Source organism: Comamonas sp. BIGb0152 (genome assembly GCF_024809975.1).
Taxonomy (GTDB): domain Bacteria; phylum Pseudomonadota; class Gammaproteobacteria; order Burkholderiales; family Burkholderiaceae_C; genus Comamonas.
In genome coordinates, this window is the sequence record NZ_JANUDY010000003.1 from 216,201 (window position 1) to 240,010 (window position 23,810).

Consider the following 23,810-nt stretch of genomic DNA (forward strand, 5'->3'; position numbering starts at 1 on the left):
GGACCGCTTCGGCGGTCCCTTCGTCATCGTGCAATCGCTGGTCAGGCCGTGCCAGCGGCCTTCTCGTTCTTGCCGGCACGCCAGGCGCCAAAGATGGCCAAGAGTCCGGGCACCAGGATCAGGCCCCAAATGATCTTCTCCAGATTGGCCTTGACCCAGGGCAGGTTGCCAAAGAAGTAGCCGGCCGCGCAGATGCCAAACACCCAGATGGCCGCGCCAATCAGGTTGAAGGCCACGAACTTGGCACGGTTCATATTGGCCACACCCGCCACAAAGGGCGCAAAGGTGCGCACAAAGGGCATAAAGCGCGCCAGGATGATGGTGATACCGCCATAGCGCTCATAGAAAGCATGGGCCTTGTCAAAAGCCTTGCGGTTGAACCAGCGCGAGTTCTCCCACTTGAACACCTTGGGCCCCAAATGGTGGCCGATCTGGTAATTGCACTGGTCGCCCAGGAAGGCCGCCACAAACAGCAAGCCAGTGGCCAGCGGGAAGCTCATCAGCCCGGCGCCGCACATGGCGCCCACGATGAACAGCAGCGAATCGCCGGGCAAGAAGGGCATCACCACGACGCCGGTCTCCACAAACACGATCAAAAACAGCAGCGCGTAGACCCACATGCCATAGGTCGTCACAAAGGCTTCCAGGTACTTGTCGACATGCAAGATGAAGTCGATCAAATGCATGCCTGCATCGATGAACCAGCTGAAGAATTCCAAAACACAACCTCTCTATACAAAAACCGCAGCAGCCCTGAGGCTCTGCGGCAAACCATCTTGTGCCCACAGCGGGCAGCCTGCCCGCCAGCAGCCATGGGGGCTGAAGTGGCGATTGCACACTTTACCGCGAATGCCAGGCGGCTTTGCCTAAAATCCCTCCATGACCGCAGATACCGCACCCGCCACGCTTGACCAGGCCACCCCCTCCGCCGACGCCCCAGCCGCTGTGCCTGCCAGCACCGGCAGCGCTGCGCCCGCGCGCCGCCCCATCCAGGATCTGCCCGATGAGCTGGTCAGCCAGATTGCCGCCGGTGAGGTGGTCGAGCGCCCCGCCTCGGTCGTGCGCGAGCTGGTCGACAACGCGCTCGACGCCGGTGCCACCAGCATCACCGTGCGCCTGCTGGCCGGTGGCGTGCGGCTGATCACCGTGGAAGACGATGGCTGTGGCATTCCGCGCGAAGAGCTGCCCATCGCACTGCGCCGCCACGCCACCAGCAAAATCCGCAACCTGCATGACCTGGAATCGGTGGCGACCATGGGTTTTCGGGGTGAGGCGCTGGCTGCCATTGCCTCGGTCTCGGAGATGAGCGTGCTCTCGCGCCCTGCCCACCAAGACAGCGCCTACCTGCTGGACGCCCGCAGTGGCGAGCTGCGCCCGGCCGCACGCAATCCCGGCACGACGATGGAGGTCAAGGAGCTGTTCTTCAGCACGCCTGCGCGCCGCAAGTTCCTCAAGACCGATGCCACCGAGCTGGCCCACTGCGTGGAAGCCGTGCGCCGCCATGCGCTGACCCGCCCGGGCGTGGGCTTTGCGATTTGGCATGAGGGCAAACTCGTCGAACAATGGCGCGCCACCTTGCCTCCGCGCAGCGATGAAGCACAGCCCGACGATGCCGCCTGGCAGCAGCTGGAGCAGCGCGCCATGGACAAGCGCCTGGCCGATGTGCTGGGCCCCGATTTTCTCGAACAATCGATTGTGGTGAACTACCAGGCCGGCCATGTGCAGGTGCGCGGCCGCGCCGGCCTGCCCGATGCGGCGCGCTCCCGTGCCGACCAGCAGTTCTGCTATGTCAACGGCCGTTTTGTGCGCGACAAGGTACTCACCCATGCGGCCCGCGCCGCTTATGAAGATGTGCTGCACGGCCACCGCCAGCCCGTCTATGCGCTCTACATCCGCCTCGATCCGATGCGGGTCGATGTGAATGTGCACCCGACCAAGATCGAGGTGCGCTTTCGCGATAGCCGCGAGGTGCACCAAGCCGTGCTGCATGGTGTTGAGAATGCGCTAGCTGCTCCCCGCGCGCAGCAGTTGTTGGACGCTGCATCAGCGGCGCAAACCCCAACGTCGGGAGGCCAGCCCACTGCCGCACCCAACCAGGCCTATGCGCCCGCGCCACAGGCCCAGTCCGCCATGCGTTTCGATGCCCCGCCCCGCATCAATGGCCTGCAAGCGCTGCAACAAACAGCCGCACTCTGGGGCCAGGGCGCTAGCACTGCTGCACCCGCTGCCGTGCAGCCAGGCCAAGCAGCTGGCACGCCCGCGCCCTGGCAAGTGCAGGAAGTCAGCCCAGGCTGGAACCCACAGCCCAGCGCCAGCGCAATAGCAGGCGGTGCCGGTGCCCCGCTGGTGCCCACGTTGCCACCCGAGTCCGCCGAGAACCCCTGGCCGCTGGGCCGCGCCGTGGCGCAAATCCATGGCGTCTACATCCTGGCCGAGAACGCCCAGGGCCTGGTCATTGTCGATATGCATGCCGCCCATGAGCGCATCGTTTACGAACGCCTCAAAAGCCAGTTGGACGACGGCGATGCCAGCAGCGCCATTGCCAGCCAGCCGCTGCTGATACCCGCTACCTTCTCCGCCACACCCGAGGAAGTAGCCACCGCCGAGGACCACAGCGAGACCCTGGCCCAGCTGGGCCTGGAGGTGGTGCCCTTCTCGCCCAAGACCCTGGCCGTGCGCGCCACGCCTACCACCTTGGCCCAGGGCAACCCGGTAGAGCTGGCGCGCAGCGTGCTGGCCGAACTGGCCCAGCACGATGCCAGCACGGTAGTGCAGCGCGCCCGCAACGAGATCCTGGGGACCATGGCCTGCCACGGTGCCGTGCGTGCCAACCGGCAGCTCACCATTGACGAGATGAATGCCCTGCTGCGCGATATGGAGCACACCGAGCGCTCTGACCAGTGCAACCATGGCCGGCCCACCTGGCGCCAGCTGAGCATGAAGGAGCTGGACGCGCTGTTTTTGCGGGGCCGCTGAACCGCGCCCCAGCAAACGAGCAAACGAAAAAAAGGAAGCCGAGGCTTCCTTTTTCCGTTCATGCAAAGCAAGATCAATGCGCAGCCGATGCTGCCTCCGATCCACCACCGCCCTGGCCTTGTTTGGGGCCCTTGGCTAGCCAGACCAGCGGGATCAGCAGCAGGAACAGCATGGACGAGGCCCAGAAAATATCATTGGCCGCCAGCATAAAAGCCTGCTGATTGACCATCTGGTCGACCCGGGCCAAGGCCTGCTGCAAAGTCAATCCGCTGGCCTGCAGGCCTTGCACCGCCTGGGCGGTCGGGCCATCGCCCAGGCTGATGTGCTCGACCAACTGCGCATGGTGCAAGACCGCGCGGCGCTCCCACAAAGTGGTGGCGACCGAGGTGCCCACCGCACCGGCGGTGATCCGCACAAAGTTGGACAGGCCTGAGGCACTGGGCATTTTCTCGGGCGGGATATCGCTCAAGGTGATAGTCATCAGCGGGATGAAAAAGCCCGCCATGGCCACGCCCTGCACGATGGTCGGGATCATGATGGTCATCAGGTCCACCTGGGTGTTGAAGCGCGAGCGCATCCACATCACCAGACCGAAGACGATGAACGAGGCCGTCGCATAGCGCCTGGGATCGACCTTGTGGATGGTCTTGCCCACCACCGGCGAGAGCACCAGCGCCAGCAAACCCACCGGCGCCAACACCATGCCCGCATCCGTTGCGGTGTAGCCCATGAACTGCTGCAGCCACAAAGGCAGCAGCACCACATTGCCAAAGAACAGGCCATAGCCCACCGAAATGGCCAGGGTGCCGGCCCAGAAATTGCGGTTCTTGAAGAGGCGCAGGTCCACCACCGGGTGCTTGTCGCCCAGCTCCCAGATCAGGAAGTAGAGCAAGCCGACGACCGCAATCACCGCACAGGCGACCACCATGGGCGACTGGAACCAGTCGTGCTCCTTGCCGATGTCGAGCATGATCTGCATTGCCGAGACCCAGACCACCAGCAGCCCCAGGCCAATCGCATCGATCGGCAAGGCCTTGCGGGCCGAATCCCGGTGCCGGAAGATCGCCCAGGTGGCGCCCACGGCCAGCATGCCGACAGGCACATTGATGTAGAAAATCCAGGGCCAGGACATGTTGTCGGTGATCCAGCCGCCCAGCAAGGGGCCCATCACCGGCGCGATCAAGGTCGTCATCGACCAGAAGGCCATGGCCGTGCCCGCCATCGCGCGCGGGTAGCTGGCCAGCAGCAGCGACTGCGACAGCGGAATCATCGGCCCGGCAACAAAGCCCTGCAAGATGCGAAACGCAATCAAGGTCGTCATGTTGGGGGCCAGGCCGCACAGCCAGGACGAGATCACGAACAAGGTGACGCTGAGCATGAACAGCCGCACCTGGCCAAAGCGCATCGACAGCCAGCCGGTCAGCGGCACCGAGATCGCATTGGCCACCGCAAAGCTGGTGATCACCCAGGTGCCCTGGTTGGCGCTGACGCCCAGATCACCGGCAATGGCCGGCAGCGACACGTTCGCGATCGACGTGTCCAGTACATTCATGAACACCGCAGCGGACAGCGCCAGGGTGCCGATGAGGCGCGCCGATCCTTCGAGCGGCGGGTGGGGTAACGAGGGATTGGAAGTTGCCATCACGCATCCTTGGGCCGCCCGGTGGGCAGCCCCTGGTCAAAACAAAGGGCGCTTACAGCTTCTTGCCGGCGTTGTTGGCGATGACTTGCGCAATCACCGCATCGGCGCCTTCGTCCTGCACCTCATAGACATTGGTCTGCACCAGAGGCTCCTTGCGCGGCACATCGGCCAGCAGCTTGCCGTCCTGCTGCTGGATATCGACATCCACCAGCATCGACAGGCCCACGCGCAGTGGGTGCTCCTGCACCTGCTTGGCATCCAGCGCAATGCGCACCGGCACACGCTGCACCACCTTGATCCAGTTGCCCGTGGCGTTTTGCGCGGGCAGCAGCGAGAAGGCCGAGCCCGTGCCCACGCCCAGGCCTTCGACGGTGCCGCTGTACGCGACCTTCTTGCCGTAGAGGTCGGCCGTCATCTTGACGGGCTGGCCCAGGCGCAGATTGCGCAGCTGGTTTTCCTTGAAGTTGGCCTCCACCCACAGCTGGTTCATCGGCACCACGGTCATCAGCGGCGTGCCTGGCGCCACACGCTGGCCCACCTGCACCGAGCGCTTGCCCACCACGCCAGACACGGGCGAGACCAGCTCATTGCGCTGCATGGCCAGGTAGGCCTCACGCAGCTTGGCCGCAGCGGTCAGCACATTGGGGTGGTCAGCCACGCTGATGCCCTCGGTCAGCGACTGGTTGCTGGCCAGCTGCTCGCGCGCCGTGTTGACGGCAGCCAGCGAGGCATTGACCGCTGCCTGGGCGGCGTCCACCTGGCTTTGTGCATGGCTCAGTTCTTCCTTGGATACGGCCCCGTTGCCGGTCAAAGCCTGGCGGCGCTTGAGATCGCTTTGCGCGCGCAGCAGGTCGTTCTTGGCCTTGCTGACCTCGGCCTGGCGCTGGGCAATCTGCGCGGTGTAAGAGCCATTGTTCACATACAGGGTGCGCACCTGGCGCACCGCCTGGGCCAGGTTGGCCTTGGCCTGCTCAAAGGCCACCTTGGCATCGGCCGGGTCCAGGCGCACCAGCGGCTGGCCTTCCTTCACATAGTCGGTGTCATCGGCCAGGATGGACTGCACCGTGCCGGCCGTTTGCGGCGCAATCTGCACCAGGTTGCCCTGCACGTAGGCGTTGTCGGTTTCTTCGAAGTGGCTGTTGACCATCCAGTCATAGATGCCATAGGCGGCACCCAGCACGATAACGATGCCCGTCAGGCGCAGCAGCCATTTTTTGCGCGGTTGGGCAGCGGGTGCCTCTGGGGCGGTGGCCGCAGTGGAGGGAGAGGAGGAAGTGTTGTTGTTCGACATGGTGTTGCGTAGCGAGTTATGTGACGAGAGGCTGGGCCTCTCCGGTCTTGCTTATGTGTTGCACGCGAGGTGGGCAGGTCAGCTCTTGGCGCTGTCCATCGGGGCGTTGGTCTTGGTTTGGGCGTTGTTGTCCGGTTGCAGGTTGCTAGGGCTTTGGTCTTGGTAGCCACCGCCAAGCGCCTGGGCCAAGGCGGCATTGCTCGACAAGATGCGGGCCTCGATATCCACCATCTGTTGGCGCTGGGCCAGCACATTGGTCTCGGCCGACAGCACATTCAGGTAGGTGCCCAGACCGGCGGAATAGCGCTGGTTGGCAATATCCAGCGCGCTTTGCGCGGCATCAGCGGCGCGGCGCTGCTCGGGCAACTGCGCATGGGCAGCGCGCACGCTGGCCACCTGGTCGGCCACATCGTGCACCGCAGTGATCACCGCCTGGTTGTAGGCCTGCACGGCCAGTTCGTAGTCGGCCGATGTGCCGCTCAGGTTGGCACGCAGCCGGCCCGAATCAAAGATCGGCAGGCTGAGCGCCGGGCCCACGCCCCATTCGCGCGCACTGCCCTTGGCAAAGTTGTTGAAGCCAATGCTCGACAGGCCGAGGAAGGCCGTCAGATCGATATCGGGATAGAACTCGGCCTTGGCCTGGCGAATGCCTTGCTCGGCCGCCTCGACGCGCCAGCGCGCGGCCACAATATCGGCGCGGCGCCCCAGCAGGTTGGACGAGAGCTGCGACGGAAAACGTGGCAGGCTCAGCTGGGCAATGGGCGATGCCACCAGTTCCCGGGCGCGTGCAGGCTGGCCCATCAGTGCGGCCAGCGCGTTTTGGGCCTGCTGCTTTTGCTCGCGCACCTGCAGCAACTGCACCTTGGCCTGGGGCACGCCGCTTTCGCTTTGGCGCACTTCCAAGGTGGTGTCCAAGCCGGCGTCATAGCGGTCGCGCACCAGCTGCAAGGTGTGGGCGCGCTGCTCAATCGCGCGCTCGGCCACCACCTCTTGCGCCTGCAGGCGCGAGAGCTGCACATAGGCCTGCACCATGGAGCTGGTCAGCAGCACGCGGGCGGCATCCATGTCGGCCTGGGCGGCGCGGGCCGAGCCCACGGCGGCATCCAGCGCGGCGCGGTGCTTGCCAAACAAGTCCAGCGACCAGCTGCCGTTGATACGCGCCTCTGCGCTGCTGTAGTTGTTGCCCGCCAGCGGCGGCGGAACCATGCCATTGGCCGGCGCATGGTTGCGCGTGGCGCTGGCCTGGCCGTTGACTTGCGGGCCCAGGGCCGATTCGCTGACCTGCGCCAGCGCCCAGGCCTTGCGGATGCGCGCCTGCGCCGATTGCAAATTGGGGCTGTCGGCCAAGGCCGTGTCGATCAGCGCATTGAGCTGCGCATCGCCCAACGCCTTCCACCACTGGGCATCAACCGGGGCCACGGTAGCGGCCTGGTCTGCCTCGGTAGGTTCGGTCAGCAAACCCAGGGACTCCGGCGAGCGCAGCTGGGCATGGGTGTCGATGCCGCGCATATCCGCGCAGCCGGCGATAAACGTGCTGGCTGCCAGCGCAATGGCTGACAGGGCCAGCCTGCGCTCGGCGCCGCCAAATGAAAAACTGCTGGTCATAGTGCCCTCTCCTTGCCGGGCGGCTGTGCTGTGTTGTCGGTGTTGTCGGTGGGGGCGCAGGCGCCGCCATCGGGCAGGCACATGTCCACCGCCAAGGTGTTGGGCATGGCCTCATAGATACGGCGCAGGTAACCGTGGAACTGGGTCAATTCGTCGGGCGACAAGGGGCTGAGCGCGGCGCTGTTGACCCCTTTGACGATATCGGGCACCTGCCTTGCAGCAGCCAGGCCCTCGTCGGTCAAACACAGGCTGACCACGCGGCGGTCATCGGTGGAGCGCTCGCGCTCGATGATTCCCTTGTCGACCAGGCGGTCGATGAGCCGCGTCATCGCGCCCGGGGTCTGCAAGGTGCGGCGCGCCAAATCCGCGGCCGTATGGGCCTTGCCGCTGGCCAGGTGCAAGACTGGAATCCACTGCGCCTGCGTCAGGCCCAGCGGCTCCATGCGGCGGTCCACCTCGGCCCGCACCACGGTAGAGATGATGCGCATCAACCAGCAGGGGAAATCCACCGGCCGGATGGCTTCGATCTCGGGACATCCGCCTGCCCGCGCCTCTTGGTCCTCGCTAACAGACGCGGGTTGTTCCTGGTGCGAATCGGTCATGCCACGGGCCCTCTCTGAAATAGTTTACAAGGCAATGATTATCCAATCATTCATTGCCTAGGCAATTGTATGGAAGGCAAAGACCACAATGCGCTCTCAGATTTCAGCACTGCGGGAGCCCCTGGCTCACACCGGCGCAGCACCCGGCAATCGGCCCCATTTCAGGGCACGCAAGGCCCTTGTCTGCGGATGGGGTGGGTCAAAAGCACCAAAGCAGTGCGATACCCGGGCATCTACGGGGTCATACCATGCGTGTTTTATGCATTAACGCATGCAGATTCGGCATAATGTCGGTTTTCGGCGCGATGGCGCACCATCGCTGTGCACACCTCGGCCTTCGCACAACTTCAGTGCAGGCCGGTTCTAGACCTTGAAAGTTTGTCCATGCAACACCAATCCCTGGCCCAGTTTCTCGCCTACGTCGAACAGCGCAACCCTGGCCAGCCCGAGTTCTTGCAGGCCGTGACCGAAGTCATGGAAAGCCTGTGGCCCTTCATTGAGAAGAACCCCCGCTACGCCCAACACAGCCTGCTCGAACGCCTGGTGGAGCCCGAGCGCGTGGTGAGCTTCCGCGTCAGCTGGGTGGACGACAAGGGCGTGGTGCAGGTCAACCGCGGCTACCGCATCCAGCACAGCATGGCCATCGGCCCCTACAAGGGCGGCCTGCGCTTTCACCCCTCGGTCAACCTGTCGGTGCTCAAGTTCCTGGCTTTTGAGCAGACCTTTAAGAACGCACTGACCACCCTGCCCATGGGCGGCGGCAAGGGCGGCTCGGACTTCGACCCCAAGGGCAAGAGCGACGGCGAAGTCATGCGTTTTTGCCAGTCCTTCATCAGCGAGCTGTTCCGCCATGTAGGCTCGGACACCGATGTGCCCGCTGGCGATATCGGCGTGGGCGGCCGCGAGGTGGCCTTTATGGCCGGCATGTACAAGAAGCTGGCCAACCGCGCCGACTGCGTGTTCACCGGCAAGGGCCTGGCTTTTGGCGGCTCTTTGATCCGCCCCGAGGCCACCGGCTTTGGCACCGTCTACTTTGCGCAGGAAATGCTCAAAAGCCGTGGCAAGAGCTTTGACGGCCTCACCGTCTCGGTGTCGGGCTCGGGCAATGTGGCGCAGTACGCCATCGACAAGGCCATGGCGCTGGGCGCCAAGGTGGTGTCGGCCTCCGATTCCTCGGGCACCGTCTACGACGCAGCCGGTTTTGACGGCGACAAGCTGCTCAAGCTGATGGACATCAAGAACAAGCAGTACGGCCGCGTGAGCGACTACGCCAAGCAAGTGCCTGGCGTGGAGTACTACGAAGGCAAGACCCCCTGGTTCATCAAGGCCGATGTGGCCCTGCCCTGCGCCACCCAAAACGAGCTGGAACTGGCCGATGCCCAAACCCTGATCGCCAACGGCGTGCTCTGCGTGGCCGAAGGCGCCAACATGCCTTGCACCATCGAAGCGGCCAAGGCCTTCGAAAAGGCCGGCGTGCTCTATGCACCGGGCAAGGCATCGAACGCCGGCGGCGTAGCCACCTCGGGCCTGGAGATGAGCCAAAACGCGCTGCGCCTGAGCTGGCCTGCAGCCGAAGTCGACCAGCGCCTCTTTGAGATCATGGAAGGCATCCACTCGGCCTGCGTCAAATACGGCCAGCGCGATGACGGCACGATCAGCTACATCGACGGCGCCAACATCGCCGGCTTTGTGAAGGTGGCCGACGCCATGCTAGCCCAAGGCGTGTTGTAAAAACGCCCGGGCATATCGCCCGGTCAGCACCCACTGCACAATGCCCCCAGCGTTCAGCGCGCTGGGGGCTTTTTGCTGCGCGTTAAATCATCACAACGACAACCACAACGACAAGGTATGAGGGTCGGGCCATGGAACAAGCGGACTTTATCCACTTGGTGCGCGAGAGCGAGATCGAAAGCGCCAACGACAGCGCCGCCTACCGGCGCAGCGTCATCCGGTTTGCGCTGCTGGGCTACCTCTGGGTGGTGGGCTGCCTGGTGCTCAGCCTGGGCGTCGTCGCTTTTGTGGTGACCCAGGCGCTGCGCGGCCAGTTTCGCGGCAGCTATGTGCTGGCGCTGGTGTTTGCGCTGGGCCTGCTGTGGACCAGCTTCAAGGCCCTGTGGAGTGGCCCAGCCGACGAGCCCGAAGGCATTGCCATCACCGCAGCCGAAGCCCCGGAGCTGTTCAAGGCGCTCGATCGCATTCGTCGCAAGGTCAAAGGCCCGGCCATCGATGCCGTCTACCTGCAAGATGACTGCAATGCCGCCATCTGGCAGCGGCCCCGCTTTGGCATGCTGGGCGGCTCGGTCAACTACCTGATGATTGGCCTGCCGCTGCTGATGGCGCTGGACAAGGCCAGGGTGATGGCCGTGCTGGCCCATGAATACGGCCATCTGCGCGAGAACCACAATCGCCTGAGCGCCTGGGTATACCGCTCGCGGCGCGCCTGGCTCAAGCTCTACTACAGCATGCGCGAGGATGACAGCCCCATGGCTGCGGCCACACGCTCGTTCCTGAACTGGTACTTTCCACGCTTTGCCGCCAAGAGCTTTGCGATGGCTCGGCAGGACGAGTACGAGGCCGACCGCATCGCCGCGCAGCTGCTGGGTGCCGACGTTGCCGCAGCCACGCTGACCGAGCTGGAGATCAAGGCCGCCTGGCTGAGCGATGCCTTCTGGGGCCAGCACTGGCGCAGCGCCGCCCAGCACCCGCTGCCCCAGGGCCCGTTCGTTGCCATGCAGGCCATGCTGCGCCTCAAACCCGAGCCGGCGTTTGCGCAAGAGGCCCTGCGCCAGGCGCTCGCCCGGATCAGCGATGTGGACGACACCCACCCAGCCTTGCGCGACCGCGTGGAGGCCATCAGCGGCGAGCGCCCCGGCCTGCCCAGCTGGTCCACCAAAGGCGCCCTCAGTCTGCTAGGCCCCAAAGCCGAGCAGTGGATGCAGCAGTTTGACGCCCGCTGGTGCAAGGACAACGCCAGCACCTGGAAGCAACACCATGCACGCATGGCACGCTGGCAGCAGCATGCCCAGCGCTTGCGAGCCAACGCGGCCCATCCCAGCAATGCGGAGCTGCTCGAGCTTGCGCGGATTGAGCACAAGATCGACCGCAACGCACCGGTGCGCCCTCTCTACGAGCAAGTGCTGACCCGCGATGCGCAGCAGCCGCGCGCGCTGGCCGGGTTGGCCGCCTGCCTGCCACCCAGCGATGCGGCCTTGCAGAAAAAATGCCTGGAGACCCTGTGGCAGACCTGGCCCAGTTATCGGCCCTACGCGACGCGGGCCATGGTCAACATGTTGGAAACCCAGGCCAAGCAACGCGGCTACGACGCTGCGGCCATGCGCCTGTGGCGCGACCGCGCCCGCGAGGCCGAGCAGCAGCAACAAGACTTTTTCGACGGCTTGCAGCAGGCACCGGTGTTCCAGAGCACACGCGTGAACGACCTGAGCGAATTCGAGCTGGCGGACCTGCGCGGCGAGCTGGCCCTGTTCAAGCCCATCAGCCAGGCCTGGCTGCTGAGCAAGCATGCATCGACCATGCCCGAGCTGCGCATCCACCTGCTGTTGGTGCAAGCCCCCCGCCTGGATGAAGAAGATCGCAGCCAACTGCGCCGCGCACTGTATGCCGATATCGACCTGCCCGGCATGCTGCTGGTGGTGTGCGTGGGCCCAGGCGAGCCGGCCAGCGAAGAAGAAGCACGACGCCACGCGCGCCAGCCCATTTACGTCGCCCACCTGTAGAACCAGCGTCAGGCCTGTATCGAAAACTCCCGCCAAGCCCGTTGGCTTCGCTTTGGCCCTACACTGGCGGGCAGTCATCACTCCTGTATTGATAGCTGTCTGCGCCAGCCCCATGCCTGCATGGTGGCTCTGCGTGGCAAGCTCACCGCCTGTTTACCGTGCCATCCGCTGCAACCTCTCCCCTCTGCCTGGGCCTGGCAGGCCCCACTGCCTCCGGCAAGACCGGTGCTGCCATCGCGCTGGCGCAGCAACTGGGTGCAACCCGGCCCGTCGAGATCATCAGCGTGGACTCTGCCCTGATCTACCGCGGCATGGACATTGGCTCGGCCAAGCCCAGCGTGCAGGAGCAAGCCGGCATTCCCCACCACCTGCTCGATATCCGCGATCCCCTGGACGCCTACAGCGCGGCCGAATTTGTGCGCGATGCGCTGGCGCTGGTGGCGCAAATCCATGCGCGGGGCGGCATCAGCTTGCTGGTGGGCGGCACCATGCTGTATTTCAAGGCGCTGATGGATGGCATCGACGATATGCCCGCTGCCGACCCGGCGGTACGTGCCCAGCTGGACGCAGAAGCGGCCGAACATGGCTGGCCCCATATGCATGGGCTGCTGGCCCAGGTGGACCCGGTCACCGCGCAGCGCCTGGCGCCGGGCGACAGCCAGCGCGTGCAGCGCGCGCTGGAGGTCTGGCGCATCAGCGGCCAGCCGCTGTCGCATTTCCATGCCCAGCAAAAACGCCCTTCGCCGCTGCTGCAGCTGGCGCCCGGTTTTCAGCTCTTCAGCCTGGAGCCCAGCGACCGCGCCTGGCTGCACGCCCGCATTGCACTGCGCTATGACCAGATGCTGGCCCAGGGTTTTTTGGCCGAGGTGTTGCAGCTGCGCGCGCGCGGCGATCTGCAGCTGAACCTGCCATCGATGCGCTGCGTGGGTTATCGCCAGATGTGGGAGATGCTCGACAGCTGTGCCCAGCAAGGCATCCGCGTGCGCAGCGAAAGCGATGTGCCACCCGCGCTATGGGCCGATATGCGCGACAAGGGCATTGCCGCCACGCGCCAACTGGCCAAGCGCCAGATCACCTGGCTGCGCAGCATGCCCGGCCGCCAGGCCATTGCCTGCGATGCGCCCGATGCTTTGCGCCAATGGCTGCAGGCAGCCAGCGCACGGCTGGCCGCTGCCATCCAATAAGCGCGGATCTACACCATGCCATCCCAACCGCAAGAATGCCGCCCACCTGCGGGCAGCCGCATCGCGCTGCGCCTGGCTGGCGCGCATTTTAAAGATGCCTGGTGCATCCACACCGCAGAGACCGGCGAGCCGGCGCTGGCCTATTTTCTAGCCGCCGTGGCGCGCACGCCGCGCTGGATTGAGTGGTGCATGCAGGCCCGCAATCGGGCCGGCCAACTGGTGGGACTCAAGGACCTGGGCACCCTCTCCCAGATCGATCCGCAGCGCCCCGCCAGCGCCTACCAGCCTGGCGAGCGCGTGGGCGTATTTACGGTTGTGGAGAACAACGCCGATGAAGCGCTGATCGGTGACAGCGACAAGCATTTGAAGGTGGTGCTCAGTATCCACCGCGCGCCTGTGGCTGGCCGCCAAGACCAGGTCGCCATCACCATCACGACGGTGGTGCATATCAACAACCTGCTCGGCCATTTGTACATGCTGCCAGTGGCGCCTATGCACCGGCGCATTGCGCCTGCAGTGCTGGCCGCCCTAGGGCACGTGCAGCCAGCAAGCGCCTGAACGACGGAAGCAGCCATTGCGCTGGCCACGGCAGTACAGCGCACTACTTCCTGGATAGCCAATTTTTCTCATGGCCTCATAATCCATAGCCATGCAGCACCACGACACACCCACCACCAGCGCGCCCCAGGCCCACAGCCACCACGGCTGGCGTGACCAAGCCATTGCCAAGATCGACGCTGATTACCAGCGCAGCGCCGACACCCACCTGATCCCCTTGAACCTGCCTTGCTATGCGCAGGCAGGGATCGACCTCTACCTCAAGGACGAATCCACCCACCCCACGGGCAGCCTCAAGCACCGGCTGGCGCGTTCGCTGTTCTTGTATGCGCTGTGCAATGGCTGGGTGCAAGAGGGGACGACGATTGTGGAGGCCTCCAGCGGCTCGACGGCCGTGAGCGAGGCCTATTTTGCGCGGCTGCTGGGTCTGCCTTTTGTGGCAGTGATGCCGCAATCCACCTCGCCCGAAAAGATTGCGCAGATTGAATTCTTGGGCGGTCGCTGCCACTTTGTGGACCATGCCGCTGAGGTGTATGACGCTGCCCGCGCGCTGGCCCACAGCACTGGCGGCCACTACATGGACCAGTTCACCTATGCCGAGCGCGCCACCGACTGGCGCGGCAATAACAATATTGCGCAGAGCATGTTCCAGCAGATGCGCATGGAACGGCACCCGGTCCCGCGCTGGATTGTGGTGGGCGCGGGCACCGGCGGCACCAGCGCCACCATTGGCCGCTTTGTGCGCTACATGCGCTATGACAGCCAGGTCTGCGTGGCCGATCCGGAAGGCAGCGTGTTCCATGACTACTGGCGCAGCGGCGATGCCAGCCTGACGGCGCCCGGCTCGCGCATCGAAGGCATTGGCCGCCCTCGCGTGGAGCCCAGCTTTATCCGTGGCGTGGTGGACCACATGGAAGTCATCAGCAACCGCGAATCGGTCGCCGCCATGCAGCTGTTGGGCGATGTGCTGGGCCGCAAGGTGGGTCCCTCGACCGGCACCAATATGGTGGCCATGCTGCGCCTGGCCGATGGCATGCGCCAGCGGGGCGAAAGCGGCTCGCTGCTGAGCCTGCTGTGCGATGCTGGGGAGCGCTACCTGCCCACCTACTACCACCGCGAATGGGTCAGCAGCCATTTTGGCGACTGCCCAAGCACGCAGCAGGCGCTGCAGGCCTTGCTGCATGGCCAGGGCTGAGGGCCCCAGTCATGCCCTCGCAAGCATCCAGCGGCGGGTTGCCCACCAAAACAGCAGTGCTACTGCGCTGACCGCTGCGCCCAGCGCGCACACCGCCCACCAGCCGGCATGGGCATAGATGCTGGTGGCGCTGATCGCACCCAAGCCGCTGCCCAACGCATAAAACAGCATGTAAACGGCCACCACACGGCTGTGCGCATCGTGGCTGCGCGCAAAGATCAGCCCCTGGTTGCTGACATGCAAGGCCTGGCCCCCCAAATCCAGCAGCACAATGCCCAACACCAAGGCCGCGATGGCCCAGCGCACATCGGGCATCCAGCCCAGCGCAGCCAAAGGCAGCCAGGCCAGCAGCAGCGCCAGCAAGGCCCACAGCGATGCACGTTGCGCCTGGCCCCTGTCTACCCAGCGCCCCGCCACTGTGGCGGCCAATGCCCCGGCCACGCCCACCAGGCCAAACAGGCCAATGGCAGTGTGCGAAAACCCAAACGGCGCCGCCCGCAGCGGCAGCACCAGGCTGCTCCAAAAAATGCTGAACGCGGCAAACATCAGCAAGGCCAGCACCCCGCGCACCTGCAAGACCCGGTCACGCCGCAGCAGGCCGGCCATGGACGCCACCAGCTGGCCATAGCCCAGGCGAGAAGGTTGATGTGCCAGCACCGGCAGCCACCACCACAGCGGCAGGGCCATGGCCAGCATCAGCGCTGCCGAGGCCATATAGACGCTGCGCCAACCCCAGGCATCGCCCACGGCCCCGGCCAGCACCCGCGCCAGCAGCAGCCCGATAAACACGCCACTTTGCGCGCCGCCCACCACCCGGCCCTGGGCATGGGGCGGCGCCGCGCTGGCGGCATAGGCGATCAGGCCCTGGGTCATCGCCGTGCCGAGCAAGCCCACGGCCAGCATCGCGCCCATTAGCAGCAGCGCAGAAGGTGCCAGGGCCACCGCCAGCAGCGCCAGCACCAAAGCCAGCAGCTGCCAGGCCATCAAGGGGCGCCGGTTCAGCCTGTCGCCCAGCGGCACCAGCAGCAGCAGGGCCAGCGCAGCGCCCAGCTGCGTGGCAGTGATGACCCCACCCACGGCGGCCAACGGAATGCCCAAGTCCTGCGCGACCGCATCCAGCAAAGGCTGGGCGTAGTACACATTGGCCACGCTGGCGCCCGCCGCCACGGCAAACAGCCACACCAGGCCAGCCGGCACCGCAGGGCCTTGGGTCTGCTGGGCGGGGGTATCAACACAAGACGAGGAGGTCATCGCAAATCTAGTTTTAAATTAAAACCAGATGGATTCTAGGCATTCCAGTTTTAAAATGCAACTTAATTGGAAAACTTGGAGAACACTGTATGACCCCAGCCGAGCCCTGCCCCGTTGCACGCGCATTGGATGCCATTGGCGACCGCTGGTCGCTGCTGATCGTGCGGGATGCTTTTGATGGTGTGCAGCGCTTCGGTGACTTGCAGCGCAGCTTGGGCATGGCGCGCAATATCTTGAGCGACCGGCTGCGCAAGCTGTTGGATGCGGGTGTGCTGCAGACGCAGCCCGCATCGGATGGCAGTGCCTACCAGGAATATGCGCTGACGGCCAAGGGCCAAAGCCTGTTCCCGGTGGTGGTGGCGCTACGGCAATGGGGGGAGGACCAGCTCTTTGCGCCGGGCGAGGCGCATTCGAGCTTGGTAGAAAAAGCCAGCGGCCAGCCGGTGGCACGCATGCAGCCGCAGACCGCCGATGGCCACCTGCTGGCGCCCGATGACGCGGTGGTGCGCAAGCTGGCTTAAGCGCTTATCGCCAACGGCATAGAGCGCCAGGGCTGTAGAACGACTTACTTGCCGACCAGGTCGCTCAGCTTTTGCGCTTCAAATTCCGACTCACGCTGCGCATCGCAGGGCACACAATCGCCCAGCTTGCTTTGCAGGGACAGCTTCTCGATAGCGGCCCAGAGCATGGTGATCTGCTGCTCATGGCCGGCGGCGCTGTCGATGATGCCGCGCATGGCCTTGGAGAGAGGGTCGTCCTCTTGCGTCACGCCATAGGCCGCAAACTTTTCCTCGGGTTGGGCTTCGGTCACATCGGCGCTGGCGCCTTGGCGCGAGGCAATGATGCGCGCGGGGATCCCCACGGCCGTGGCACCGGCAGGCACAGGCTTGATGACCACGGCATTGCTGCCGATCTTAGCGCCATCGCCCACCTCAAAGCCGCCCAGCACCTTGGCGCCGGCGGCCACCACCACATTTTTGCCCAGGGTCGGGTGGCGCTTGGCCCCCTTGTAGAGCGTGGTGCCGCCCAAGGTAACGCCGTGGTAGATGGTGCAGCCGTCGCCAACGACCGCAGTCTCGCCAATCACGACACCCATGCCATGGTCGATAAAGACATTGCGGCCAATCTGCGCGCCCGGGTGGATCTCGATGCCTGTGAGCCAGCGCGCCAGGTGCGAGATGAAGCGGCCCGTCCATTTGAATCCATGGCTCCAGCACCAGTGTGCGGGCCGCTGCAGCCAGATCGCGTGCAGACCGGGGTAACAGGTGATCACCTCCCAGCGGCTGCGGGCGGCGGGGTCGCGGTCCAGGATGCACTGAATGTCGGAGCGCAGGCGGTCAAGCATGGAAACAATGGTTATATAAGTATTCGGGGGCTGCCAGTCTAGCGTTTTGCGGCCTCGGCCGTGCGCAGCATAGCCTTGGCAACACCTCTCAGTATGTGGATTTCCTCTTGGCTCAGTTGCGCCCGGTTGAACATCTGGTTGAGCCGGGGCATCAGCTTCTTGGGCGCATCCAGGTCCAGAAAGCCAATCTCCGCCAAGGCCTGCTGCCAGTGCGCCAGCATGCCTGCCACTTGCTGGGCATCGGCCCGCTCGCCCCTTGCGACCACATCGCTCACGCCATAGCCGCCCAAGGCCTGGCGCCAGTCATAGGCCACCACCTGCACGGCAGAGGCCAAATTGAGTGAGCCAAAATCCGGATTGGTGGGAATCGACAGCGCCACATTGCAGCGGTACACATCCTCATTGGCCATGCCATAGCGCTCGCAGCCAAACAAAAAGGCCACGCCCGTCTCGCCGCTGGGGTGGGCGGATGATGCGGCCTCGCTGGGCGCAAGCGCGCCATCCGCCGCTTGCACCGCTTCCACCGCTTGCTCGCTCGGCGCTGGCTGTGCCGCCAGCGCGCCTTGCAGCAGCAGCGCAAAATGCTCGCGTGGCGTACGCGCCGGGGGGCCAAAGTCGCGGGGGGTCATCGCCGTGGCACACAGGTGGCTCATGCCATCCAGGGCCTCCTCCACCGTCTCCACAACACGGCAGTTGGCCAGCACATCCAGCGCGCCGCTGGCACGTTGGATGGTCTCTTCCTTGCGCAGTACATTGCTCCAGCGCGGGCGCACCAGCACCAGGTCATCGAACCCCATGGTCTTGATGGCGCGGGCAGCAGCGCCCACGTTGCCGGCATGGCTGGTTTCGATCAGAACAAAACGGGTTTTCATAAACAGCTCGTGCAAAAATGGACATGCACCAGCGAAAAAAATCGTCCGCAGGTACAATCTAGCCCCTATTGTCGCTGCCGCATCGCCGGCCGCGAGCTACAAGCCGCTCTTGCCCCAGCGTTTCGCAGCGTTTTTGCTGCCCACCTTACGCCAACACAATTTATGTCGTCCTCCTCCCTGCACCCCATGCTCAACATGGCCATCAAGGCCGCTCGCGCTGCTGGCGCCATCATCAACCGTGCCGCGCTTGACGTGGAATCGGTGCGGGTTTCGAACAAACAGGTGAACGACTTTGTGACCGAGGTGGACCAGGCTTCCGAGAAAGCCATCATCGAGACCTTGCTGACGGCCTACCCTGACCACGGCATCCTGGCCGAGGAATCGGGCAACGAGTACGGCAACCCCCACTCCAACCACATCTGGATCATCGATCCGCTGGACGGCACGACCAACTTCATCCACGGCTTCCCCGTGTATTGCGTCAGCATCGCGCTGGCCGTCAATGGCCGCGTCGAGCAAGCCGTTGTGTATGACCCCACCCGCAACGACCTGTTCACCGCCACCCGTGGCCGTGGCGCGTTCATGAACGAGCGCCGCATCCGCGTGTCCAAGCGCACCATGCTGCGCGATACCTTGATCACCACCGGCTTCCCCTTCCGTCCGGGCGACAACTTCAAGCAGTACATGGCCATGCTGGGCGATGTGATGCAACGCACCAGCGGCGTGCGCCGCCCCGGCGCTGCCGCACTGGATCTGGCCTATGTGGCCGCCGGTTTCAGCGATGGTTTCTTTGAAACCGGCCTGAGCATCTGGGACGTGGCAGCCGGCTCGCTGCTGGTGACCGAGGCCGGTGGCCTGGTGGGCAACTTCACCGGCGAAGCCGACTTCCTGGAACAGCGCGAAGTGCTGGCCGGTGCCCCGCGCATCTACGGCCAGCTGGTGCCTATCCTCGCCAAGTACAGCAAGTTCGCCAGCGCTGGCGACAAGGCCGGCGTGCGCCAGGCGCTGAATGAAGAAGGTGCTGAGGAAGCCGCAGCGAACACTGCTGAGCTGGACGCTGACAAGGCCGAGTAAGCCTCTAGCCCTGTTCCAACGACAAAGCCCGCAGGCGTTGCCTGCGGGCTTTGTCGTTCATGGGTAGAAAACGGGCGATCAGTTGCCGAAGACGATCTGCGCAATCACACCGGAGGCAATGGCGACCAGCAGGTAGTCGCCGCCATTCTGGATCCAGCGGTAGCCGCGCGGCGGAGTGCTGAGGCGGTGGCCGCGCCAGTCATTCACCACGTAGCCATGCGCCCGGTATTGCGGCGGCACCCGCGAGCCCTTGACCCAGCGGTGGTCCGGGCCCGCACCCCGATGGTTGCGGGCATCGGAGCGGTGGGCATCATGGCGTTTGTCCTGCGGCCCCGCCCGACGATCGTCGTGGCGACCATCGTTGTGCCGGCGGTAATCATAGCGCTGCACATCTTGGGGGGGACGGGGTTGGGCTTGCACGCTGACCGCGCCAGCACCCAAGGTCGCCACCAGTGCAGCGACTGCCATACGGTTCATCCATGGTGTCATTGAGGACCTCCTATCCTTGTATCGCCACAAGGCACAACCGCCTTGCTTGTGGGCCATGATGGCGCAAGCGGCGAGGCAAATAAGTAGGAAGCAGGCAGCTTTACCGGAATTTTCGAGGCCTTGCGCTGGGCTTTACATTCGCGTCCGGGTGTTAAATCTCTTCAAAATGCACGCACCCGCCGCTGCACAAGCGCGCATTGGCTGCGATCAGGCGCTTTGGCTGATTCGCTAGGTATTACACTGCGTTGCCAGCGAGCGAACGCCAACATGGCCAACCAACTACGTTAATATGCTCACCCTGCCCAGGCCCGCTGAACCCCGGCCAGCCTTGTATGATGCGCACAGCGGCCAGAGGCATACCGGCGCATGACGCCTTCCCACACCTGGGGGAAGAAGCGCATGCCACCATGCCGCTGATGCACCGCCGGTTGTGCCCGCCTTTATGGGCCCGATGCCAACCCCATCACCACTGCCATGCCAAGTTGGATTAATACCAACCAACACCAATAGATGAGCTCAAACCCAATGGAAAATCCAACGCTCGCAAAAGCCGATTTTTCATCGCACACACCCATGATGCAGCAGTACCATGCTGCCAAAGTTGACCACCCCAACACCCTGCTGTTCTACCGCATGGGGGATTTTTACGAGCTGTTTTATGGCGATGCCGAGAAGGCCGCGCAGCTGCTCAATATCACCTTGACCCAGCGCGGCCAGTCGGCCGGCCAGCCCATTCCGATGGCGGGCGTTCCCTTCCATGCGCTGGAGAACTACCTGGGCCGTTTGCTCAAGCTCGGCGAATCGGTGGCGATTTGCGAGCAGGTGGGCGAAGTGGGGGCCAGCAAGGGGCCCGTTGAGCGCAAGGTGGTGCGCGTGGTCACCCCCGGCACGGTAACCGACAGCGAGCTGATGAGCGACAAGGCCGAGGCCATGCTGCTGGTGGTACACCAGGCCCAGCGCGCCCGCTGTGGCCTGGCGTGGCTGAGCGTCACCCAGGGCAAGATTTTTCTGGCCGAGTGCACGCATGAGGAGCTGCCCGGCTGGATTGCCCGCATTGCACCCAGCGAAGTGGCCTATAGCGCCGGTGCCTCGCAGCGCTTTGAGCAATCGCTGTACCAGCTGCGCAGCAGCGGCGTGCTGACCTGCCCGCTGGCCCTGCGCCCTGACTGGCAGTTTGATGAAAAGCTGGGCGAGCGCAAGCTGCTCGAACAGCTGGGCGCCGCCAGCCTACAGGCCTGGAATGCACAGACCTTGTACGCTGCCCATGCCGCCGCTGGCGCGCTGCTCACCTACGCCGAGCACACGCAGGGCCGCAACCTGCCCCATGTACAAAGCATCCATGTGGTGCGCGATGATGCGCTGATCGACCTGCCGGTCACCACTCGCCGCAATCTGGAACTGGTCAAGACCTTGCGCGGCGAGGACGGCCCCACCTTGTTCTCGCTGATCGACACCTGCCAGACGGGCATGGGCAGCCGCTTGCTCAAGAGCTGGTTGCTCGAACCCAGCCGTGACCGCAGCGATGCGCGTGCGCGCCTGGGCGCCATCGGCGTGCTGCGCGGCGACAGCAACACGCTGTCTGCAGCGCCTTGGCAGATTCTGCGCACGGAGCTCAAAGGCGTGTCCGATGTGGAGCGCATCACCGCCCGCATCGCGCTGCGCCAGGTGCGCCCGCGCGAGCTTGTCGCGCTGGGATTGACCCTGCAAAAGGCCCAGCAGCTGGCGCGCAATGCCGCCGCGCCTGCGCCGCTGCTCGGCGAGATTTTTGAAGCGCTGCAGCCGCCCTTGGATGCGATGGAGCTGCTGATCCGCGCCATCGACCCCGAGCCCGCAGCCCTGGTGCGCGATGGCGGCGTGATCGCTAACGGTTTTGACAGCGATCTGGACGAGCTGCGCGCGATACAGACCAATTGCGATGCCTTTTTGCTGGATCTGGAGACGCGCGAGAAAGCGCGCACCGGCATCAGCAACCTGCGCGTGCAGTTCAACAAGGTGCATGGCTTCTACATCGAGGTCACCAGCAGCCACAAGGACAAGGTGCCCGACGACTACCGCCGCCGCCAGACCTTGAAGAACGCCGAGCGCTTTATCACGCCCGAGCTCAAGACCTTTGAGGACAAGGCGCTGTCGGCCCAGGAGCGCGCGCTGCAGCGCGAGAAATGGCTGTACGAGCAGGTGCTCGACCAGCTGCAGCCGCATGTCAGCGCCCTCACCCGCGTGGGCCAGGCCATTGCCTCGCTCGATGCGCTGTGCGCGCTGGCTGAGCGCTCGCTGACCCTGAACTGGTGCGCACCGCAGTTTGTGCCCGAGCCCTGCATCGACATCGATGCCGGCCGCCACCCTGTCGTCGAGGCACGCTTGGCCGAGACCTCCAACGCGTCCTTCATCGCCAACAACACGCGCTTGTCCAGCTTGCAGCGCCTGCAGATCATCACCGGCCCCAATATGGGCGGTAAATCGACCTATATGCGCCAGGTGGCGCTGATTGCGCTGCTGGCCAGCATGGGCAGCTATGTGCCTGCCACGCGCTGCCTGCTCGGGCCGATCGACGCGATCCACACCCGCATCGGCGCGGCCGATGACCTGGCCAATGCCCAGTCCACCTTCATGCTGGAGATGACCGAGGCCGCGCAGATTCTGCACAGTGCCACGCCCAACAGCCTGGTGCTGATGGACGAAATTGGCCGGGGCACCAGCACCTTTGACGGACTGGCACTGGCCAGCGGCATTGCCACGCACCTGCATGACAAGACCAAGGCCCTGGCCTTGTTTGCCACCCATTACTTTGAGCTGACCGAGCTGCCGGCCAAGGCCAGGCATGCGATCAACATGCATGTGGCCGCGACCGAAGCGGGCAGCGACATTGTGTTTTTGCACGAACTGCAACCGGGCCCGGCCAGCCGCAGCTACGGCGTGCAGGTCGCCAAGCTCGCCGGCATGCCCGCGCCCGTGCTCAGCCATGCCCGCCATGCGCTGGCCGCGCTGGAGGCGCGCCAGCAGGCGGGCGACTCCCAGGTCGACCTGTTTGCCCAACCGGCTTCGGCCGAAACCCCGACCCCCAGCGCGGTCGAGGCGCAACTGCGCGAGCTGCAACCCGATACGTTGACACCGCGCGACGCACTCGATCTACTGTATTCACTCAAGCGACTCGCTGACAAGTCATGACCTATTGTGTAGCCATCAAGCTGAACGCCGGCCTGGTGTTCCTCTCCGACTCCCGCACCAATGCGGGCCTGGACCATATCAGCACCTTCCGCAAAATGATGGTGTATGAGAAGCGCGGTGAGCGCTTCATGGTGCTGCTGTCTGCCGGCAATCTGTCGATCTCGCAATCGGTGCGCGAGATTTTGCAGACCCAGCAGCTCGAAGACGAGAACGGCGGCCCACCCATCACCATCTGGAACGCCAAGAGCATGTTCGATGCCACCCGCGTGCTGGGTGCTGCCGTGCGCCATATCCAGGAGCGCGATGGCAAAGCGCTGGAACGCGCGGGTGTTGATTTCAACTGCAGCCTGGTGTTTGGCGGCCAGATCGCCGGCGAGAGCCCGCGCCTGTTTCAGGTGTACTCGGCCGGCAACTTCATCGAAGCGACGGCCGAAACGCCCTACTTCCAGATCGGCGAGGCCAAGTACGGCAAGCCCGTGCTCGACCGCGTGCTCACGCCCCACACCCCCCTCAACGAAGCAGCCAAGTGCGCGCTGGTCTCCATGGACAGCACGCTCAAATCCAACCTCTCAGTGGGCCTGCCGCTGGACCTGGTGGTGTATGAAACCGACCAGCTCGCCTGCGACAACATCGCCTGCATCGACGAGTTCAACCAGTACTTCCGCATGGTGCGCAATACCTGGGGCGACAAGCTGCGCCAGGCTTTTGACAGCATCGACGACCCGCATTGGGACAGCGGCGATACGGCAGCGTCCATCCAGCCAGATGGCAGCGCGATTCGGCCGGTCAAGAAGATCACCCATTCGGACGAGATGCTCTAAAGCCCT

At 64.5% G+C, this 23,810-nt stretch carries 19 protein-coding genes; 10 read left to right on the forward strand and 9 right to left on the reverse strand.

Annotated elements, in window-relative coordinates; translation table 11 throughout:
• Positions 1-41: 41 nt before the first annotated feature.
• Positions 42-686: a VTT domain-containing protein gene (locus tag M2375_RS07905; RefSeq protein WP_259165343.1), complete on the reverse strand. Its 645-nt coding sequence runs from the start codon at positions 684-686 to the stop codon at positions 42-44.
• A 193-nt stretch (positions 687-879) separates the two neighbouring features.
• Between M2375_RS07905 and mutL the strand changes: the two genes are divergently transcribed.
• Positions 880-2,976, forward strand: a complete 2,097-nt coding sequence (gene mutL, locus M2375_RS07910) for a DNA mismatch repair endonuclease MutL (protein ID WP_259165033.1) — start codon at positions 880-882, stop codon at positions 2,974-2,976.
• A gap of 73 nt (positions 2,977-3,049) precedes the next feature.
• Here mutL and M2375_RS07915 read toward each other — a convergent pair whose 3' ends face one another.
• The 4 genes from M2375_RS07915 to M2375_RS07930 all read right to left on the reverse strand — a co-directional run bounded on the left by M2375_RS07915 (position 3,050) and on the right by M2375_RS07930 (position 8,116).
• The gene (locus M2375_RS07915; RefSeq protein WP_259165035.1) at positions 3,050-4,618 is read right to left on the reverse strand and encodes a DHA2 family efflux MFS transporter permease subunit; all 1,569 of its coding nucleotides are present in this window, start codon (positions 4,616-4,618) and stop codon (positions 3,050-3,052) included.
• A 52-nt stretch (positions 4,619-4,670) separates the two neighbouring features.
• Complete coding sequence (locus M2375_RS07920; RefSeq protein WP_259165036.1) at positions 4,671-5,909, reverse strand: efflux RND transporter periplasmic adaptor subunit; 1,239 nt, start codon at positions 5,907-5,909, stop codon at positions 4,671-4,673.
• Positions 5,910-5,987: 78 nt separating this feature from the next.
• Positions 5,988-7,514, reverse strand: coding sequence for an efflux transporter outer membrane subunit (locus M2375_RS07925; RefSeq protein ID WP_259165037.1), 1,527 nt, complete (start codon positions 7,512-7,514; stop codon positions 5,988-5,990).
• A complete protein-coding gene (locus M2375_RS07930; RefSeq protein WP_259165039.1) occupies positions 7,511-8,116 on the reverse strand; it encodes a MarR family winged helix-turn-helix transcriptional regulator in 606 nt (201 codons plus the stop codon). Before M2375_RS07930 ends, M2375_RS07925 begins: the two co-directional genes overlap by 4 nt.
• Positions 8,117-8,500: 384 nt before the next feature.
• On the opposite strand from M2375_RS07930, the gene gdhA reads away from it, so the two are divergent.
• The 5 genes from gdhA (at position 8,501) to M2375_RS07955 (ending at position 14,787) form a co-directional block, all read left to right on the forward strand.
• Positions 8,501-9,847, forward strand: coding sequence for an NADP-specific glutamate dehydrogenase (gene gdhA, locus M2375_RS07935; RefSeq protein WP_259165040.1), 1,347 nt, complete (start codon positions 8,501-8,503; stop codon positions 9,845-9,847).
• A 131-nt stretch (positions 9,848-9,978) separates the two neighbouring features.
• On the forward strand, positions 9,979-11,850 hold the full coding sequence (locus tag M2375_RS07940; protein ID WP_259165041.1) for a M48 family metallopeptidase: 1,872 nt from the start codon (positions 9,979-9,981) through the stop codon (positions 11,848-11,850).
• A gap of 158 nt (positions 11,851-12,008) precedes the next feature.
• Complete coding sequence (gene miaA / locus M2375_RS07945; RefSeq protein WP_259165043.1) at positions 12,009-13,034, forward strand: tRNA (adenosine(37)-N6)-dimethylallyltransferase MiaA; 1,026 nt, start codon at positions 12,009-12,011, stop codon at positions 13,032-13,034.
• A 15-nt stretch (positions 13,035-13,049) separates the two neighbouring features.
• A complete protein-coding gene (locus tag M2375_RS07950; protein ID WP_259165046.1) occupies positions 13,050-13,592 on the forward strand; it encodes a DUF2867 domain-containing protein in 543 nt (180 codons plus the stop codon).
• Positions 13,593-13,683: 91 nt separating this feature from the next.
• The gene (locus tag M2375_RS07955) at positions 13,684-14,787 is read left to right on the forward strand and encodes a PLP-dependent cysteine synthase family protein (protein ID WP_259165047.1); all 1,104 of its coding nucleotides are present in this window, start codon (positions 13,684-13,686) and stop codon (positions 14,785-14,787) included.
• A gap of 9 nt (positions 14,788-14,796) precedes the next feature.
• Here the strand turns inward: M2375_RS07955 and M2375_RS07960 are convergent, their stop codons facing one another.
• Positions 14,797-16,038, reverse strand: a complete 1,242-nt coding sequence (locus tag M2375_RS07960; RefSeq protein WP_259165050.1) for an MFS transporter — start codon at positions 16,036-16,038, stop codon at positions 14,797-14,799.
• A gap of 89 nt (positions 16,039-16,127) precedes the next feature.
• Between M2375_RS07960 and M2375_RS07965 the strand changes: the two genes are divergently transcribed.
• The gene (locus M2375_RS07965) at positions 16,128-16,559 is read left to right on the forward strand and encodes a helix-turn-helix domain-containing protein (protein WP_259165052.1); all 432 of its coding nucleotides are present in this window, start codon (positions 16,128-16,130) and stop codon (positions 16,557-16,559) included.
• 44 nt (positions 16,560-16,603) lie between these two features.
• On the opposite strand, the gene cysE is transcribed toward M2375_RS07965, so the two are convergent.
• Entirely contained in the window at positions 16,604-17,383 is a 780-nt protein-coding gene (gene cysE, locus M2375_RS07970; protein WP_259165054.1) for a serine O-acetyltransferase, read from the reverse strand.
• Between the two features lie 38 nt (positions 17,384-17,421).
• Complete coding sequence (locus M2375_RS07975; protein WP_259165055.1) at positions 17,422-18,255, reverse strand: RNA methyltransferase; 834 nt, start codon at positions 18,253-18,255, stop codon at positions 17,422-17,424.
• Between the two features lie 162 nt (positions 18,256-18,417).
• On the opposite strand from M2375_RS07975, the gene M2375_RS07980 reads away from it, so the two are divergent.
• The gene (locus tag M2375_RS07980; protein WP_259165056.1) at positions 18,418-19,329 is read left to right on the forward strand and encodes an inositol monophosphatase family protein; all 912 of its coding nucleotides are present in this window, start codon (positions 18,418-18,420) and stop codon (positions 19,327-19,329) included.
• 78 nt (positions 19,330-19,407) lie between these two features.
• Here the strand turns inward: M2375_RS07980 and M2375_RS07985 are convergent, their stop codons facing one another.
• Complete coding sequence (locus M2375_RS07985) at positions 19,408-19,797, reverse strand: RcnB family protein (RefSeq protein ID WP_404979289.1); 390 nt, start codon at positions 19,795-19,797, stop codon at positions 19,408-19,410.
• Positions 19,798-20,391: 594 nt separating this feature from the next.
• Here M2375_RS07985 and mutS point away from each other — a divergent pair.
• Together mutS and M2375_RS07995 are read left to right on the forward strand one after the other, a co-directional pair.
• Positions 20,392-22,983 carry a DNA mismatch repair protein MutS gene (gene mutS / locus M2375_RS07990; protein ID WP_259165059.1) on the forward strand — a complete coding sequence of 864 codons (2,592 nt, stop codon included), beginning with the start codon at positions 20,392-20,394 and terminating at the stop codon, positions 22,981-22,983.
• Positions 22,980-23,804 carry a proteasome-type protease gene (locus M2375_RS07995; RefSeq protein WP_259165060.1) on the forward strand — a complete coding sequence of 275 codons (825 nt, stop codon included), beginning with the start codon at positions 22,980-22,982 and terminating at the stop codon, positions 23,802-23,804. Before mutS ends, M2375_RS07995 begins: the two co-directional genes overlap by 4 nt.
• The last annotated feature ends 6 nt before the right edge of the window (positions 23,805-23,810 follow it).

What these genes read in the sequence shown, in the direction of transcription:
- M2375_RS07905 (WP_259165343.1), bottom strand. Translation starts at nt 686, where the DNA reads ATGCATTTGATCGACTTCATCTTGCATGTCGACAAGTACCTGGAAGCC.
- mutL (WP_259165033.1), top strand. Translation starts at nt 880, where the DNA reads ATGACCGCAGATACCGCACCCGCCACGCTTGACCAGGCCACCCCCTCC.
- M2375_RS07915 (WP_259165035.1), bottom strand. Translation starts at nt 4,618, where the DNA reads ATGGCAACTTCCAATCCCTCGTTACCCCACCCGCCGCTCGAAGGATCG.
- M2375_RS07920 (WP_259165036.1), bottom strand. Translation starts at nt 5,909, where the DNA reads ATGTCGAACAACAACACTTCCTCCTCTCCCTCCACTGCGGCCACCGCC.
- M2375_RS07925 (WP_259165037.1), bottom strand. Translation starts at nt 7,514, where the DNA reads ATGACCAGCAGTTTTTCATTTGGCGGCGCCGAGCGCAGGCTGGCCCTG.
- M2375_RS07930 (WP_259165039.1), bottom strand. Translation starts at nt 8,116, where the DNA reads ATGACCGATTCGCACCAGGAACAACCCGCGTCTGTTAGCGAGGACCAA.
- gdhA (WP_259165040.1), top strand. Translation starts at nt 8,501, where the DNA reads ATGCAACACCAATCCCTGGCCCAGTTTCTCGCCTACGTCGAACAGCGC.
- M2375_RS07940 (WP_259165041.1), top strand. Translation starts at nt 9,979, where the DNA reads ATGGAACAAGCGGACTTTATCCACTTGGTGCGCGAGAGCGAGATCGAA.
- M2375_RS07950 (WP_259165046.1), top strand. Translation starts at nt 13,050, where the DNA reads ATGCCATCCCAACCGCAAGAATGCCGCCCACCTGCGGGCAGCCGCATC.
- M2375_RS07955 (WP_259165047.1), top strand. Translation starts at nt 13,684, where the DNA reads ATGCAGCACCACGACACACCCACCACCAGCGCGCCCCAGGCCCACAGC.
- M2375_RS07960 (WP_259165050.1), bottom strand. Translation starts at nt 16,038, where the DNA reads ATGACCTCCTCGTCTTGTGTTGATACCCCCGCCCAGCAGACCCAAGGC.
- M2375_RS07965 (WP_259165052.1), top strand. Translation starts at nt 16,128, where the DNA reads ATGACCCCAGCCGAGCCCTGCCCCGTTGCACGCGCATTGGATGCCATT.
- cysE (WP_259165054.1), bottom strand. Translation starts at nt 17,383, where the DNA reads ATGCTTGACCGCCTGCGCTCCGACATTCAGTGCATCCTGGACCGCGAC.
- M2375_RS07975 (WP_259165055.1), bottom strand. Translation starts at nt 18,255, where the DNA reads ATGAAAACCCGTTTTGTTCTGATCGAAACCAGCCATGCCGGCAACGTG.
- M2375_RS07980 (WP_259165056.1), top strand. Translation starts at nt 18,418, where the DNA reads ATGTCGTCCTCCTCCCTGCACCCCATGCTCAACATGGCCATCAAGGCC.
- M2375_RS07985 (WP_404979289.1), bottom strand. Translation starts at nt 19,797, where the DNA reads ATGGCAGTCGCTGCACTGGTGGCGACCTTGGGTGCTGGCGCGGTCAGC.
- mutS (WP_259165059.1), top strand. Translation starts at nt 20,392, where the DNA reads ATGATGCAGCAGTACCATGCTGCCAAAGTTGACCACCCCAACACCCTG.
- M2375_RS07995 (WP_259165060.1), top strand. Translation starts at nt 22,980, where the DNA reads ATGACCTATTGTGTAGCCATCAAGCTGAACGCCGGCCTGGTGTTCCTC.